General features: G+C 38.0%; 19 protein-coding genes and 1 pseudogene. 14 read left to right on the top strand and 6 right to left on the bottom strand.

Going from position 1 to position 14,699, the window contains the following annotated elements; all coding sequences use genetic code 11:
- From CDZ78_RS14670 to CDZ78_RS14655, 4 genes are all read left to right on the top strand, one after another.
- Positions 1-740: Lcl C-terminal domain-containing protein (locus CDZ78_RS14670; protein WP_211200773.1), on the top strand; the 740-nt coding region annotated here is incomplete at its 5' end.
- A 42-nt stretch (positions 741-782) separates the two neighbouring features.
- Complete coding sequence (locus CDZ78_RS14665; RefSeq protein ID WP_087870675.1) at positions 783-1,505, top strand: hypothetical protein; 723 nt, start codon at positions 783-785, stop codon at positions 1,503-1,505.
- A 121-nt stretch (positions 1,506-1,626) separates the two neighbouring features.
- On the top strand, positions 1,627-2,163 hold the full coding sequence (locus CDZ78_RS14660; RefSeq protein WP_087870674.1) for an Lcl C-terminal domain-containing protein: 537 nt from the start codon (positions 1,627-1,629) through the stop codon (positions 2,161-2,163).
- 249 nt (positions 2,164-2,412) lie between these two features.
- Positions 2,413-2,931: a DUF6398 domain-containing protein gene (locus CDZ78_RS14655; protein WP_244559263.1), complete on the top strand. Its 519-nt coding sequence runs from the start codon at positions 2,413-2,415 to the stop codon at positions 2,929-2,931.
- 261 nt (positions 2,932-3,192) lie between these two features.
- On the opposite strand, the gene CDZ78_RS14650 is transcribed toward CDZ78_RS14655, so the two are convergent.
- Positions 3,193-3,828: a recombinase family protein gene (locus CDZ78_RS14650; RefSeq protein ID WP_087870673.1), complete on the bottom strand. Its 636-nt coding sequence runs from the start codon at positions 3,826-3,828 to the stop codon at positions 3,193-3,195.
- 134 nt (positions 3,829-3,962) lie between these two features.
- On the opposite strand from CDZ78_RS14650, the gene CDZ78_RS14645 reads away from it, so the two are divergent.
- The 5 genes from CDZ78_RS14645 to CDZ78_RS14625 all read left to right on the top strand — a co-directional run bounded on the left by CDZ78_RS14645 (position 3,963) and on the right by CDZ78_RS14625 (position 6,608).
- Complete coding sequence (locus CDZ78_RS14645; RefSeq protein WP_087870672.1) at positions 3,963-4,916, top strand: DUF4158 domain-containing protein; 954 nt, start codon at positions 3,963-3,965, stop codon at positions 4,914-4,916.
- Between the two features lie 209 nt (positions 4,917-5,125).
- Positions 5,126-5,575 carry a site-specific integrase gene (locus tag CDZ78_RS14640; protein WP_174664588.1) on the top strand — a complete coding sequence of 150 codons (450 nt, stop codon included), beginning with the start codon at positions 5,126-5,128 and terminating at the stop codon, positions 5,573-5,575.
- Between the two features lie 183 nt (positions 5,576-5,758).
- Entirely contained in the window at positions 5,759-5,959 is a 201-nt protein-coding gene (locus tag CDZ78_RS14635) for a hypothetical protein (protein WP_087870671.1), read from the top strand.
- 189 nt (positions 5,960-6,148) lie between these two features.
- Positions 6,149-6,349, top strand: a complete 201-nt coding sequence (locus CDZ78_RS14630; RefSeq protein WP_087870670.1) for a hypothetical protein — start codon at positions 6,149-6,151, stop codon at positions 6,347-6,349.
- A gap of 22 nt (positions 6,350-6,371) precedes the next feature.
- Positions 6,372-6,608, top strand: coding sequence for a hypothetical protein (locus CDZ78_RS14625; protein ID WP_087870669.1), 237 nt, complete (start codon positions 6,372-6,374; stop codon positions 6,606-6,608).
- Between the two features lie 15 nt (positions 6,609-6,623).
- On the opposite strand, the gene CDZ78_RS14620 is transcribed toward CDZ78_RS14625, so the two are convergent.
- A complete protein-coding gene (locus tag CDZ78_RS14620; RefSeq protein ID WP_140414085.1) occupies positions 6,624-7,073 on the bottom strand; it encodes a DNA-binding protein in 450 nt (149 codons plus the stop codon).
- 532 nt (positions 7,074-7,605) lie between these two features.
- On the opposite strand from CDZ78_RS14620, the gene parA reads away from it, so the two are divergent.
- The 5 genes from parA to CDZ78_RS21350 all read left to right on the top strand — a co-directional run bounded on the left by parA (position 7,606) and on the right by CDZ78_RS21350 (position 10,228).
- Positions 7,606-8,247 carry a ParA family partition ATPase gene (gene parA / locus CDZ78_RS14615; RefSeq protein ID WP_087870667.1) on the top strand — a complete coding sequence of 214 codons (642 nt, stop codon included), beginning with the start codon at positions 7,606-7,608 and terminating at the stop codon, positions 8,245-8,247.
- The gene (locus tag CDZ78_RS14610; protein WP_087870666.1) at positions 8,237-8,443 is read left to right on the top strand and encodes a hypothetical protein; all 207 of its coding nucleotides are present in this window, start codon (positions 8,237-8,239) and stop codon (positions 8,441-8,443) included. Before parA ends, CDZ78_RS14610 begins: the two co-directional genes overlap by 11 nt.
- 144 nt (positions 8,444-8,587) lie before the next feature.
- Positions 8,588-9,313, top strand: coding sequence for a replication initiator protein A (locus CDZ78_RS23850; RefSeq protein ID WP_087870665.1), 726 nt, complete (start codon positions 8,588-8,590; stop codon positions 9,311-9,313).
- Positions 9,310-9,726, top strand: a complete 417-nt coding sequence (locus CDZ78_RS23845) for a replication initiator protein A (protein ID WP_167374321.1) — start codon at positions 9,310-9,312, stop codon at positions 9,724-9,726. Before CDZ78_RS23850 ends, CDZ78_RS23845 begins: the two co-directional genes overlap by 4 nt.
- Positions 9,727-9,922: 196 nt before the next feature.
- A complete protein-coding gene (locus CDZ78_RS21350) occupies positions 9,923-10,228 on the top strand; it encodes a VapE domain-containing protein (RefSeq protein WP_280175589.1) in 306 nt (101 codons plus the stop codon).
- Positions 10,229-11,446: 1,218 nt separating this feature from the next.
- Here the strand turns inward: CDZ78_RS21350 and CDZ78_RS14585 are convergent.
- From CDZ78_RS14585 to CDZ78_RS14570, 4 genes and pseudogenes are all read right to left on the bottom strand, one after another.
- Positions 11,447-12,127: pseudogene (locus CDZ78_RS14585) on the bottom strand (N-6 DNA methylase); the annotation flags it as partial.
- Positions 12,128-12,436: 309 nt separating this feature from the next.
- On the bottom strand, positions 12,437-13,015 hold the full coding sequence (locus CDZ78_RS14580) for an SLATT domain-containing protein (protein ID WP_087870677.1): 579 nt from the start codon (positions 13,013-13,015) through the stop codon (positions 12,437-12,439).
- Positions 13,008-14,300: an SMODS domain-containing nucleotidyltransferase gene (locus CDZ78_RS14575; protein ID WP_087870661.1), complete on the bottom strand. Its 1,293-nt coding sequence runs from the start codon at positions 14,298-14,300 to the stop codon at positions 13,008-13,010. The genes CDZ78_RS14580 and CDZ78_RS14575 overlap by 8 nt, the downstream gene beginning before the upstream one ends.
- 33 nt (positions 14,301-14,333) lie before the next feature.
- A complete protein-coding gene (locus tag CDZ78_RS14570) occupies positions 14,334-14,489 on the bottom strand; it encodes an Eco47II family restriction endonuclease (RefSeq protein WP_373862492.1) in 156 nt (51 codons plus the stop codon).
- Between the last annotated feature and the right edge of the window lie 210 nt (positions 14,490-14,699).

Genomic DNA, 14,699 nt, shown 5'->3' with positions numbered 1-14,699 from the left:
CAGTTACTATAACAACAGAGGTAAATATGAAAACTTTAACAGGAATAACACTAGCCAGTCTACTGGCATTACAAGTACACGCAAGCGAAACTACTATCCATCTTGGAGATTTTAATAACTTTGACCCAGTGGCAGAACAATTACCAGAGTATGAAGAGATTTGTCTAGAAGGAAGAGGATCTTTTCCTACATTAACAGAAGAAGAGTACGCTGCTCATTTAACTGAGGCTCAGTATGGCAGGTGTGCGAAAGCATTCTCTGTAGGTGATATTGGGCTTGCTGGAGGTGTAGTGTACTATGTATCAGAAGATGGGTTACATGGGCTAGAGACAGCACCAGATATTATTAGACGTGTAGAGTATGGCTGCTTTGAAATCTTTATTCGTGGAGCAGGTGGTGAAGAAATTGGATCAGGAAGAAAGAACACAGACTCTGTACTAAGAAAGAACTGTAGTACTATGCACGGTGGAGTCACTGGCTTTAGGTTAGTGGAGGAGTTGAATGTAAATGGTTTTACAGATTGGTATATCCCTTCAAAGCATGAACTAATAGAGATTTATGATTCATTAGGTGCATTCCCATTCTTTAAAAATTCTTCATACAATGCTCACCCATCATACTTTTGGTCATCTACAGAATCTGACAGATGGTATGCTCAGGCTTACCACATGACCTCAGGTAGAGAAGCATACGCGCATAAGTCACAAAGACTAAGCCTATTACCCATTAGAAGCTTTTAGATAAGTAAGTATCATATTTTTAAATATTACCAGAGGAATATCATGAATAATTCATTATTATTAAGTATTATTTTAACCCTTTGGACAGCCCCCTCTTTAGCCTATGAGGATAGTGATGCTATTCTCATAGGCTCTGGGGACGAGCTACCTGATCCGGATTACCCTGTTTACGAGGAGTCCTGTGATGAGCAAAGATTACGAGATCCCTCAATGTCGGATGAGGAATACGCCACCTTCTTATTTTATTTCCAAGAGACAGATTGTGCCTATACGTTTAAGTTAGGTGACACTGGTTTTGGAGGAGGTCGTGTGTTCCATCTTACGGACGAGGGTCGTCATGGTTTAGAAACCTCACCAGTTCAAATCAAGGCTGTTGAGTGGGGTTGTCATGGAACAAAGGTGGTGGATGCAGGAGACTCGAGTATTGGTGCGGGTAAAGCTAATACGGATGCGATAATAGCAGAAGCTTGCGATAGTTACTTTTCTGGAGATACGACAGGCTTTGATGCTCTAAGGGATTATAAAGTTGGGGGGTTTAAAGATTGGTATGTTCCCTCTGAATTTGAATTGCATAAGATCTATGAGGTATTGGGTGTCCATAAGGTCCTAGAGAGAAGTGATTATGCTTGGAGATACCCACAATTTTTCTGGTCATCAACAGAAGCAGATTACGAGTTTAGTTATGCTCAGAACTTAATGACAGGCCGGAAGGAGTGGGTTGAGAAACCTCTACAACTCAGTTTATTACCCATTAGAAGTTTTTAGGGGGTAACTTATGAAATACGACTAGCACTGCTATTAAGTTTTACATTTACACAAGTGCAAGCAAACAGGCGCGCCATGCTACCTCACAACATTCTGGGACTCCTGTCACCATGATCCCTCAATGTCGGATGAGGAATACGCCACCTTCTTATTTTATTTCCAAGAGACAGATTGTGCCTATACGTTTAAGTTAGGTGACACTGGTTTTGGAGGAGGTACAGTATTCTATGTTACTGATGAGGGTCGTCATGGAATGGAGTACGCTCCTTTTGAGTTGGAAAAAGCAGCTTGGGGGTGTGAGGGTAGGAAGATTCAAGGTACGGAGGAAAAAGGGATTGGATTTGGCTGGCAGAATACTCAGTATTTGAGAAAAGCGGGGTGTAGCCCTATGGTAAAGCAGCTAGACAAGATCAATTACAATGGCTATACAGATTGGTTTATTGGATCAATTGATGAAATGTCTCTTTTTATAAAGTCTATTGAAGTACCTAAGTTTGAAGGCGATTTATCTTTCTACTGGTCTTCTTCACAACATGATGATCCTTACTGGAATGACTATGGAATAAACGCTTATGTAGTACATTTCTTTAGACCCTCCTACTTATATCATTCAGTAAAGGGACGTCAAGTTAAGACAGTACCATTTAGGAATTTCTAGGGATTAAGCAGGCTATAACACTATTGCCGATATTGGCAAAGAACGTCTCTACCCCTCATCCAACCGTCATTGGATAGTGCCATTTATTCAACTAAATTAACACTGGAATTAAGATACAAGACCTCTCTAAATTAACTCACATTTGTCCTTTTTTGATCATTTTCATTACCTCAACCTTCATAATAAATTATTGCGACAGACCCCCCTACTTGCGTTAAAATCATCGTTTTAATATTTCTGGAAATGGAAATGGGTCAAGTAAAGAAATCCGAAAATGTTCCAAAGTCGATGCAAGAAAAATATAAGGCGATTGTGGAACTTACTGATTGTTTTTCTGAAGAGAATCTAAATGAAGAATATACCCAGCTTATACGCTATGCTGTTGCTGCATTATGTAGAAAACGCCCATCGCCTTTAGAAAAAGGCAAAGCCAATTCATGGGCGTGTGGTGTGACCCACGCTATTGGCATGGTTAATTTCTTATTTGATAAATCTCAGACACCACATATTGGCGCAGCAGATTTATATGAAAAATTTGGAGTGGCTAGGAATACTGGACAAGGAAAATCTAAGACAATTCGTGATTATCTGGGTATGTATCAATCTGACCCTAACTGGACGCTCGCAAGTAATCTGGATAGCAACCTTATGGCTTGGATGCTGTCAGTGAATGGCATGATAGTTGATATTAGAACCATGTCACGGGAAGCACAAGAAATTGCCTTGGAGCAAGGCTTAATCCCCTATATTCCTGATGATGAATTATAGACCGCTAGACATCATGGTTGTCATTCAAGAAGAAACGACAGGCGATGGGTTCTGTCGCAAAAAGGGGTATTGTGCATAAACGGCATATTATTCGCTTAATGCTCTACAGCCTTTTAATATCATGACATACAGAGCACACTTATTTTTCCAAAAGAAAATTCATTAAGCTCAACCATTTCGTCAGAAAACTCACCCTAGGCCTGAATGCCACGGTTTACAAGAGTTTGACTTAGTTACCTGCAAGGCAAAGTACCGATTTTGTTAAGGTTTCGGGTCTTCTTGCTTTAGTCTTTTTGAAGCTTTGGAAATCGTAGTACGAGAACAACCTAAAATATGCTGAATGTAGTCATAGGATTTTTTATCCTCCAACATACCTTCAATCTTTTGTTGTAATTCTGTATCACGAGGTCTACCAGGGTAACGCCCCTCAGACTTAGCTTTAACAATGCCTTCCTTTTGGCGCCTTCTTCGGTCTACATAGTCCTTTCTAGCAATAGCCGCTAGCATATCGAGCATCAAATCATTAATGGCTGATAACATTCTTCCTGTAAACTCATCATTAACTACAGAAAATTGATGACTCGTAGGCAAATCTAGCGAAACAACCCTTAATCCTTTTGTCTTGATTATGGATTTAAGCGAATTCCAGTCATCATCTTTTAACCTAGAGATTCTATCTATTTGCTCAACTAGAACAATGTCGCCATTTTGGGCTATTTCAAGCAACCTAAAAAGCTCGGGTCTCTGAAGACTTGCCCCAGATTCATTTTCTGTAAAAAAGGTAGATATTACTAAGTCATGCTCACGGGCAAATTGCTGTAACGAACCTTTAGCTCGATCTGCATTTTGCTCTTTTGTCGATGCTCTTAAATATGCATAAGTTCTAAAATTGCTCATTGGTGAAAATAGTCCACTTTACATAGTCTCTTTATTGAAGTCCATTATACATAGTATTAAGCAGTTAATGGACTATTATAATACTGAGCTTCATAGGGTATCCTTGAGGTATACCCATAATAGACTCGGCCTGTTTGAAAGCTAGCTATTATCCGAAATATCATTATGTTAATCGCTCAGGTAACATTGCTCGACCGACTCCGCTATCTGCGGCAACAAATATGCCAAAACATTCACCGCGTATCGATACCAATGATAATGCCGAATATCGCGATTTATATGATCCTCCGCATTTTAATGATAATGACCGAAATTACTTCTTTAATCTTAATGATCTCGAATTATCAAAACTCAAACAATTTAGAATTGTGCAGAACAAAGCTCATTTTATCTTGTTGCTGGGTTATTTTAAGGCAAAGCCGGTTACGTTAACTTTCACCTGGGGAATGGTAAAAAATGACCTCACCCATATTTATGCCTGCTATTTTCCGAAAGCCCGTTTGGTTCGCAAGAATCTGAACAAAGATGCCAAATCTAACATCTACCAAAAGGTTTTTTCCTTAACGGGTTTTCAACGATTTTCTGATCAGCATCAACAGAAACTGCTGAAGCAAGCGGATTTAGCAGTTGCCATCCGAGCTGATAATAAGACGGTGTTTGATGAGTGTGTCACCTATTTGAATCAGCAATGGATTGCATTGCCAGCCCTTTCTCGAATTCAGAGCGTTGTAAACCAGGCATTGAACAAAGAGGAAGAGCGGCTAGTAACCCTATTTCACAAGCAACTCAAGGGCAAGATTAAGGATTACATCACCACTTTATTGGCACCCCATCAGACAACAGACGAATTTCGAACTCTGCGAAGCCAGGCAAAAGATTTTACTTTTGGAGAAATAAGTCGAGAGTTACAAGATAAACAAAAACTGGAACCTATATTTTTACAAGCGAAAACGATTTTGGAACAGGCGCATATTTCAGAAGGAAATATTCGATTTTACAGCGATATGTTCCAAAATTACCGAACCTCGCAGTTGAAACAATTTACACCGGCTAAGGCCAGTATTTATGGTTCTGTCGCAAAAAATTAATATTTGTGTAAAAATCAACTGCAACCTGTTTTTATGCGACAAATGGATAAAACACCATGCTGGAGAAAAACATTCTCACCCCATCATTAAAATCACGATAATCTAATGTGAAAGCCAAGTATAATGTGGCATTCAGAAAAGCAACGGCTTGAAAAATATAAACACCTTTGGTAGAACATGCGAATCTTCTTTGGCTGAAATTTAATCTTATGATCGTAGGTAATAGGGTGATTTGTTTTTTTGCGACAGAACCTCCTTTATTCCCTAAGACTAAAGTGGTTAATGGCGATGATAAAATGTTTCAAGCCTGTGGCTTAAAAAGAGAACATTGGAGTACAACTTCTCCTATACGGACTATTTTTCATAATGCTTTTGAATCGGCTGATTTGCCGTATTTTAATCCGCATAGTTTTCGTAAGACACTGGTGACACTTGGGCAGAAGATGTGCCGGTCCCCAGAAGATTTCAAAGCATGGAGTCAAAATTTAGGGCATGAACAGGTTTTAACAACTCTGTATAGCTATGGAGAGGTGCAACAATCTAGGCAAGGGGAGATTATCCAGCAATTAAGCACTCCGCGCGTTGAATCTGTTACTCAAAGTGCTGCTGAGAAGATTATCCAAGCTGTTAAGGAACAGATGAATCCACAACAGGGGTAACTATGAGTTAGCCTCGATGTTCAAGTTTTCAGCTATAACTGGGCTAAGAAAAGTAAATTTTTCCGGCTTTGTTTTATAAGTGATTGATTTACAATGATGTTGATGCTTTCTTTGTCAGTAAAATTATCAATAAAATCGATCAGTTAAAAAACTTGAACATCGAGTAATAGCAAACCTGCTTTTGTGGCTAACTGGTTCAATGGTGACATTACCCCGCCACAAGGCGACCGTGAAAGCTTTTATTATGAAGGCAGCGGAGAGAATGACAGCCTATTGATTTTTAAAATTGAATGGCAGGATGAAACACCAAATCAAGAACAATTTAATAGCTTGATGGATGAATCTATAACCGCGCTTGATAACTGGATAGCTGAAAGGTTTTAAAAGAATAAAACAATCCCTGTTTTTAGACAATTAAAACACGGGCATCCATGCCCTACCCTACGGGAAAACAGGCAAAAAGCCGCCTGTTTTTTTTTAATGGCCTCGACTTCTCAAAGACTGGTCAAAATTGACAAAATCTTAAAAACAATCCTATAAGATAATTGATATATAGCCAAGGAAGGGCGCAGCATGTCATATACACGGGACTACGAAACCAAGGGACAGCCACTTATAAGGCTAGGCGGTTCTATTGGCGTAGTGAATGCCACAAGCGAAAATTTCAACATGACCGCTAAGCAGATCATGAAGGATGAAACATTTATAAGCCGCAACAACGCCGAAAGCGGGGTTTTCTGCCTTGTCCCTGATGAATTGGATATACCTTTTTAAATTAAGCTATGGAGGGCTTAAAATGAGCGTAGAAAATGGAAAAACACCTTTAGAGGATACAATCACAACCGTTTTTAAACACGGCGCAACGCTACAAAAAGAAATTAACAGCTTACAAGATACTCAGACCGAAGAGGGGCAAGCCCGATTAAATGAGCTTGTCCATATTAAACAGCCTGAAAACCAAGCATTACTTAATGATTTGCAGGAGCAGGAAGAAAGCGGGGGTTATTATTTAGGGTTAGATAATCCTTTTTAATTTCCCCGCCCTGCCCTATTCAGCCGCCTTTTTAGGTGTTGTTTTTGCCCTTGGTTTTCTGGCTGGTTTATTTGCAGCCTTGGCAATCTCCACAAGTTCGCTTTGTAGCTTGGAATAATCAGCTTTAAGGCTGTATAGCTGGCTATCTTTTTCGGTTAGCTGTGCAACATACCCCGCGTTTTCGCTTATAGTCTTAACGGCGGCCTCCTGCATTTCATTTGCTTTTTTTATCTGCTCAATAGTTTTTAAATTAGCTTGCTCTAATTCACGCTCTAGCCGTGAGACTTCCCCCGCATATTCTGACAGTTCGGCCTTTGCCTTGGTTATCGCGTCCCCTGCTTCTTTCTGGATGCGTTCGACAGATTCCCCAGCCAGACCAGAGGCCGCCGCCCAAATATCAAAGGCCGCTTTATTCATGGCTTGATTAACGCTTTCAGGCATTTGCAGAATGCGCGGCCTGTTCATCACGCCAGAGTTTGACCATATCACCCACGGTAGAGAAAGACCCGCCTATAACGGCGTTTACAGTCACGTTTTTGTTTTCGTCCTGCAAATGGTTACAAGTAGCATTTACCGCCGCTTGTGTAACCTTGCTTTTGCGTTCCATAAATCACCTAATTAATGTAGCAGGAAGTAGTAGTAATATTACTACAAACTACTACAAAAAAAGTAACTACTCAGCGTAATTTAAACTCATAACAGATTGATTTAAAATAATAATTAATGTATCTCTCTAAATTTTAGTCCAATTTTCACCCCTTTTTAAAGGTGAAAATGACTAAAGTCAGGTTAAATTAAAATATATCCATTTGATTTTAAAGTTAAAAAATACGCTGAGTAGTTACCAAAAAAATAGGATTATTTTCCTTACTTAATTATGTAATTATTTACTTAAAAAATTAAAGATGTAAATACATTTCTATGTGTTTACTTTTATAAATCTTTAATGTTATAATTATTTATGTTTTTAATTATGTAATTATATAAAGATGAGGCTATGAGTAAAGTTATTGCAATTTTGAACCAAAAGGGCGGCGTAGGAAAAACGACCATAGCCGCTAATATAGGGGTTTCTATCCTTAACCGAGGGCATAGCGTCCTTATGGTGGATAGTGACCCGCAAGGCTCTTTACGGGACTGGAGCGCAACAAATGATGGTGGGCTTGTCTCTGTTATTGGGCTAGATCGTGAAACACTGACAAAGGATATTGAAGGCGTAAAAGATCCTTATGATTTTGTCATTATTGACGGAAGAGCCAAGGCCGAAAAAATGGCAGGGGCAGCAATTAGAGCCGCCGATATTGTTTTAATACCCGTTGCACCGTCCGCGCTTGATATATGGGGGGCTTCCGATATAACCGAGGCCATAGCCGCAAGGCATGAAGTTACAGAGGGCAAGCCCGAAACCCGTTTTATTATTAATGCAGCAACCAAAAATACAAAGTTAATTGAAGAAATCAGGCCAGCCACAGAAGAAAGCGGCTTTAAACCCTTGGACACTGTTTTATATAGTAGGGAAATCTACAAGCAGACAATGGGGGAGGGGTTGACTGTACACAGCGGAAAAAACGCTGATGCACTGGAAGAAATCGAAAACTTGACCACTGAAATTATGGAGATTTTGAACAATGAAAGCTAAACCAACACGCAAAGAATTAACGCCCAAAGAGCAAGTTATCAAAGAAGCAATGAAAATTGATAGTGGTGAAACAGTTACTATGACTTTTAAAGTACCTAAAGAATTGCAACAGGGCTATAAAATGGAAGCCTTGAAGAGTGGGGAGAGCATGACGGATGCCTTTATTAAACACATGAAAGAATACATAAAGAATTAAATATTTATTTAAGTCTTTGATTGCTTATTCTTTTACTTATTTAATTGTATAATTATTTATGTATTTAATGGTTTAATTAAATATTTCATTGACTCACTTTGAACCATTGAACCGAAAATGAACCACTAAAAAGGAGGTCATACCATGATTGAATTTTCAAAGGCATGTGTACATGATTTTAGTGCCAAGGATGATAAGGACGCTTTACTTATGCCTTATTATGATACAAGCGACCCACGATATTTTGATAAAGGTAAAAAGAAAATGGCAGAAGACAAAAACGAACATTTTTATGCTTCGGATGGTGCAAAGACTTGGATTGAATTATTAAGAAAAACCGCGCTTTTTGACAAAAAAACAGGAAAATCTTTACTTTCTCAGACCCAGAGAAATTTTAGAAAGGAGCGAGAGGATAGCAAGCAAACTGATATTTTTCATACTCCTATACTTGATATACCTTGTAAAGATGATTATGGCCTTATGGATATAAACCCTTTTGGACTTGGAAAAAGACCAAGGTTTTCAACAATAACCTATGATTTAAACGATTCTAAAATAACGGTAACAGGTTCGGGGGAATACGGTTTAGCTACTATTTTTGATTACGATATTGTTATATTTATGGTTTCGCATCTTGTTAGACAAATGAATAAATTAAAAAATGATGTTGAACGTGGGGTGAAAAACCCAAAATTACCGCCTAGGATTATGCACGTTAATGTTTCTGATCTTTTTAAATATATAGAGATCGAAGATGGTGGATACCAACACAAAGCGTTACTTTCCAAGTTACAGCGACTAAAGGGAACTTTAGTCGAAATAGAAAAAAACTTGATAAATCAACCCGCCGAGTTGGTTCTTTGTCTTTGATTGGTGATTACGCCATTATCAGTAAAACAAAAACTGGAAATATATCATCTTTTGAATTAGAAGTTCCACGTTGGATTTATGATGGTGTAGTGAGGCAGGGCGACCCTACAGTATTAACCTTATGCGATGAATACATGCTAATAAAAAATGGTTATCACAAGTTTTTAGCACGAATTGCACGTAAAAGCGCGGGGGAGGACTCTTGGGATTGGAACATTAGGCATTTGTATGAGAGAAGCGGTACACCTCAAACTCTTAAAGACTTTCAAAGAGATATTAAAAAAGCGATAGATGATCTAAAAGAAGACCCAATAAAAGAATACACCATAATTTATAAGGAAACTGGGAAGGGTAGAAAAAAGGATTTAGATATTTATATATCAAAAACCGTAGTTGACCCGATTAAAAAATAACTATTATTTTATTTCCTGTGAATTAAACCGTAGTTGACCCGCCTAAAACCGTAGTTGACCCGCTGAAACACCTGTTTTATCCTTTTTTTTCAAATACTTGCAGACTCTAAACTCTTTAAACAATATAAACATATATAAACTTATTGAAACAATGCGTTGAGCTTGTGGATAAGTTAAGTCAAAATTAAAAAAAGGGCTGTCCGAGTTAAAAGGTTTTTTTTTGGCAAAAGAGGTGGATGAAATAAGATTAACGTACGCTAGAAAACCTACAGTCATACGTAGGCATGTATCGTGTATGACTTCTGTTGAGGGAGAATATCCACCCAAAGGTGCGAGGTGGGATAGAAGGCTTCTACCCGTTATTGCTAAAGGTCGGTTAGATTATCCACGCGTTTCTAATTTTGATTATACAGACTTGTGGGCGTTTATCTGGCATGCCTATACACATGGTGGGCATGGTGGCTTACGCCCGAAGAAGAGGCTCTACGTGCGGAAATCTTAGGCTATCCTGACAATAGGTCATTGAAAGATATAGTTTTGGAGGTGTTTGAGTTTACTGCTGACAAAACTGGTGAGGCACTTAGCAATAGAACAATAAAAATGACTAGCTCCGAGAGAATAAATGAGTTACCTAAGAATATAATAAATAACAGATCGAACCAGATGGCTGTAAAAAAAGTGTTAAAGGGTCTTAATGTGAAGCACAATAGGAGGACTTATTTTATGCCGCCTTTAAGTAAAGCTGACAGCTCAACCCATTAGAGTCAGATTCCCTTGTATTTTCTTATATAAGGGAATCTTCATATATCGAGTATACGCTAAAAAAAGTTACTTTCCCCTAGGGCTGAGAGTCTGCTAAATTAAAGGTCTGCTCAAATTGCTCTGATGAACAAGCGATTGGTTATATTATACAGTTTAAGGGATTGCAGTAATTAAACCCAAAGGGAATCTATGGTTCCCCTCAGCCATGATAATTTATCCTAATTGAGCAAGAAATTGATTTCATTCACGTTTAATAATTAGTTGAAATGAAGTCATACGCGTATTATCCCCAAAGAGGAGTAACTATAAAACCCTAAATTGTAAATGTAATGTTTTCGTATAAATATCCATAGGTTGCACATGACAGTAACCCTAGTCTTTGATTATAAAAGGATTATAGGTATGGTTCAATCTATATTAGACTGCACACTAAATAGCGTTTTATTATGAAGTTTAAAAAGTTACTTCCTCCCTAGGGTAAAGAGTCCCCAGAATACTGTTGCTTGTTGCAATAAGCCAACCCTTTATTTTGGAATGGTTTACCGTTTAATCTTTGTTTTCTGTAACAGCTATAACAAACCACATACCACACACCCACAATTAGTCAATCGCTTGTTGGGGGTGGGGTCTAAGCCCCTTAAAGACCCACAAAAACCTTTAATTGGTGTGTACGGTAGGGGTTAGCTGTTAAAATGCCTTAAAAGCGATATAAAACGCCTTAGCGAAGAGCTGGCTCGCCATGTGTACTGTGAGTTATCCTTTTTAGAGTAATCGGATTCAATTGTAAAACACATCAGGCGCGTCCAAGATAGAAAATTCCAGATACGATAAAAAAAAGTTACTTACCCCCCCCTGGGCGAAGAATAAAAACAGGATCATAACCAGGTTTACACAAATACGTATCTTTTGCGACAGAACCAGAAAAGGCCATCTAGCACCTTGTAGACTATGTATTTATCTAGGGTAAAGCTGGCAATCCTAGTTCCTCGAGAAATGTATTATGCGTTTTGGTTGCTGTCAAAACCTTCTCTTCTAAGGATGTTAAATCATTGTGAACTTCTTTTAGGTCGATGATAGGCTCTGGCTTTGCCGTACTAACATAACGTGAAATATTCAGGTTAAAATCATTTTTTTCAATTTCACGCATGTTTACACGGCGAGAATATCTCACTTCTTCAGTTCTGTACTGATAGCATTCGACTATTTTTTTAATATCATTTGGCTCGCCATCTTTACCATCACGTAACCGGTTCTGGCGTTTGCCTTTTTCAAAATGCTCGCTGGCATTAATAAACAATACATCGTCGTATTTTTTGCATTTTTTTAGCACCAAAATACACACAGGAATCCCTGTTGAGAAAAATAGGTTGGCAGGCAAACCAATAACAGTATCAATATGGCCGTCTTTGAGTAGCTTAGTACGAATGCGGCTTTCTGCTCCACCACGAAATAGTACACCGTGAGGCAAAATAATGGCCATTGTGCCTTCGTCACTTAAAAAGCTAAAGCCGTGTAATAAAAAAGCAAAATCAGCAGCCGATTTAGGGGCTAACCCATGGCTCTTAAAGCGAAAATCTTCGCTTAACGACTCATTAGGTTCCCAACGGTAACTAAAAGGAGGATTTGCGGTTCTGTCGCAAAAAATAAAATCACCTTATTACCTACGATTATAAGATTTAATTTCAGCCAAAGTAGGTTCACATGCTCAACTGAAAATGGCTCTATTTTTCAAGCCATTACTTTCCTGAATACCCCATGGTAATTGACTTTAACACTATATTATCGTAATTTTAATGATGGGATGAGACTGTTTTTCTCCTGCATGGTGTTTTATCCATTTGCCGCAAAAAAACAAGTTACAGTTGATTTTTACACAAATATTTATTTTTTGCGACAGAACCCTAATAATTCTGAAAATCGTATAAATTAAAGATGCTTACCTAACAATTTACCTTCCCTCACGTTTCAGCTCACTTGGGAGAAAAGCATCAATTTCTTTATCAGAGAAGGTCATATCCTCTAGTTCCTTAAGTGCTGTCTGTGCCATGCTGTAAGCTTTAAAGTTAGTGCTAGGGGCTCCTGTGTATACAGAGTGCAATTCTTCAGCTAAACGGTCTCTTTTACTCAATATTTCTTCGACTGGTAATGCCTGAATATGCAGATCGGTTAGAAGTGATAGGTATGATTCACGGATAATCCATAATTCTGCACCTGCATGGCGATGCTTTTGAGCAATCTCTCCAAGATCGTAATCTTTGGTGTATGAATTTAGTGTAAGCAAAATTGTTGAAATGATTAAGGTTACGAAAACGCCAATTTGCTTATATTCAGCTAAATATTGAAAATCGAATAGAGCTGTAAGTAAGCCGCCTGTCACAACTGCTGATAAAACAATCTGAGCTAATTTAATGTATTTATGACGCGCAAGAAGTAAGTCCGCACATTTTTCGTGCGTTTTATGCGAGTAAACTACTCGGCCATAGCATTCTCTAAGCTGGCCTTCTAAATTTTTTTCACTATCAGTCATTTTCATTTCCCTCTGAACCAATTGGAACTTTAATTCTATCCTTGGCAACTACGACTCCATCTTTTACACAGTAACATTCAACTATGTGATCACCTCGGAAACTCGTGGATTCCGTTAGCTCTTCATGTCCAAGATCGGGAACAATTTGCCCTCGAATCATATTTCTCTTACGGGCAACGTCCCCACGATTTAATACCTTCCAATAAATTTGGTATGGCTCGGTAACGGATAATTTAGTCACAGTAAATCTTAAACTTTTATTGACACCTAACTTAAACCTGCTGGATGATTTTTCACTCAGAAAATATTGTCTGAAGCCATTTTTCTTAACTTCACAGTCGATTCTTAAAAACTCTCTTATATCAATATTAAACTTATCTTCAATAAATTCTTCCGTATTGCGCCAAGTATCGGTAAAAGAACGGGACTTTGTTGTTTCCTCTGTTGCGGCAGGAAATGGTCGTCCATAAACCTTTTTCCATTTATCGTTTACGTTTTTATTATTCTCAGCCTCAATAGCTTCTCGGCAGAGCTTGTAGGCTTTTTTCGCTTTTCGTTGAAATGGCTTCTTAACCTTTACATCTTGTCGGCTTCCTGGCGCAGAATATTTAGTTTTTTTTGGTAGTTCAGATAAATATTTAAAAAAATCTCTACTCAACCAGTGATAAAAAGCATAACTCCTCGAATCATAATCGGATGTTGAGTTAAGGAAGTTGTAGGCCAATGTATCAATTAACAATCCTCCCATTGCTACGCCATGCTTATTTTTCCAAGATCTTGCCATTTTACATAAACGACGTAAGTTCAAATCGGCAATAGCAGACATTTCTTCTTTTGGTTTGGTGATTTTCCAGCTACCACCATTGGATGTGTCAGGATATTTAAAACTGTCATCGTCCTGCTCAAATACTGGCTGAACTTCAACATGGAAATTGGTGTAAGTAACCGTTACAACTAATCGATCAACTCGAACTTTGGTGGAAGGGTAACGTTTCAAAATGGCAGTTTTTGTATCTTGAAGTAATTTTAATTGCCCGTCATATTTATTGTAGGTATCCCATTTTGTTTTGGGCATGATATACAGCATATCTAGGTCAGAAATGCCATTAATACCAGTTTTCCTTCCAAAAGAGCCAACCTGTAATGTATTGTCTGTTTTAGATTCGGTATCTCTAAACTTTTTATTTAATGCCGAAGTTATTTCACCATACCTTGTGCTGATAGTTGTTGTATTAGAAATCGCCAAATTTCCAATAAATTCGGAAAACATTTCCGAAACACTCATGCTGCGGTTTCTATGATGTTGGATATATCTTTTTTATATATTTTTTGCATCAAAAGTAAGTTTTATCGGGTCAATCAGGTTTTTATTAAATTCTTTTAGATTAACAGAAAACCTATACTTTTTTACTGTTTCAAGGACATGATTAAATATACTTTCATCATCTATGAACCCAAGATTATATTGTGGCATTTACACTATTACCTTATGTGTTTTTAATATTCTTAATCTAAAAGACAATACCTTTACCAAAATAAAAATACACTCATTTTTATGAATTTTACAGCCTATAAGCGATTTATTTATATAGGTGTAAGATTGTCATTTTTGGATTAAATTAAAATTGGCGAAGGTCAGGCGCGCCATGCTACCTCACAACATTCTGGGACTCCTGTCACCAAC

Origin of the sequence: Bathymodiolus platifrons methanotrophic gill symbiont (assembly GCF_002189065.1) — a bacterium.
In the GTDB taxonomy this organism is placed as follows: domain Bacteria; phylum Pseudomonadota; class Gammaproteobacteria; order Methylococcales; family Methylomonadaceae; genus Methyloprofundus.
The sequence above is the reverse complement of the archived record's forward strand: the minus strand, read 5'-3'. Positions and strand labels throughout refer to the sequence as shown.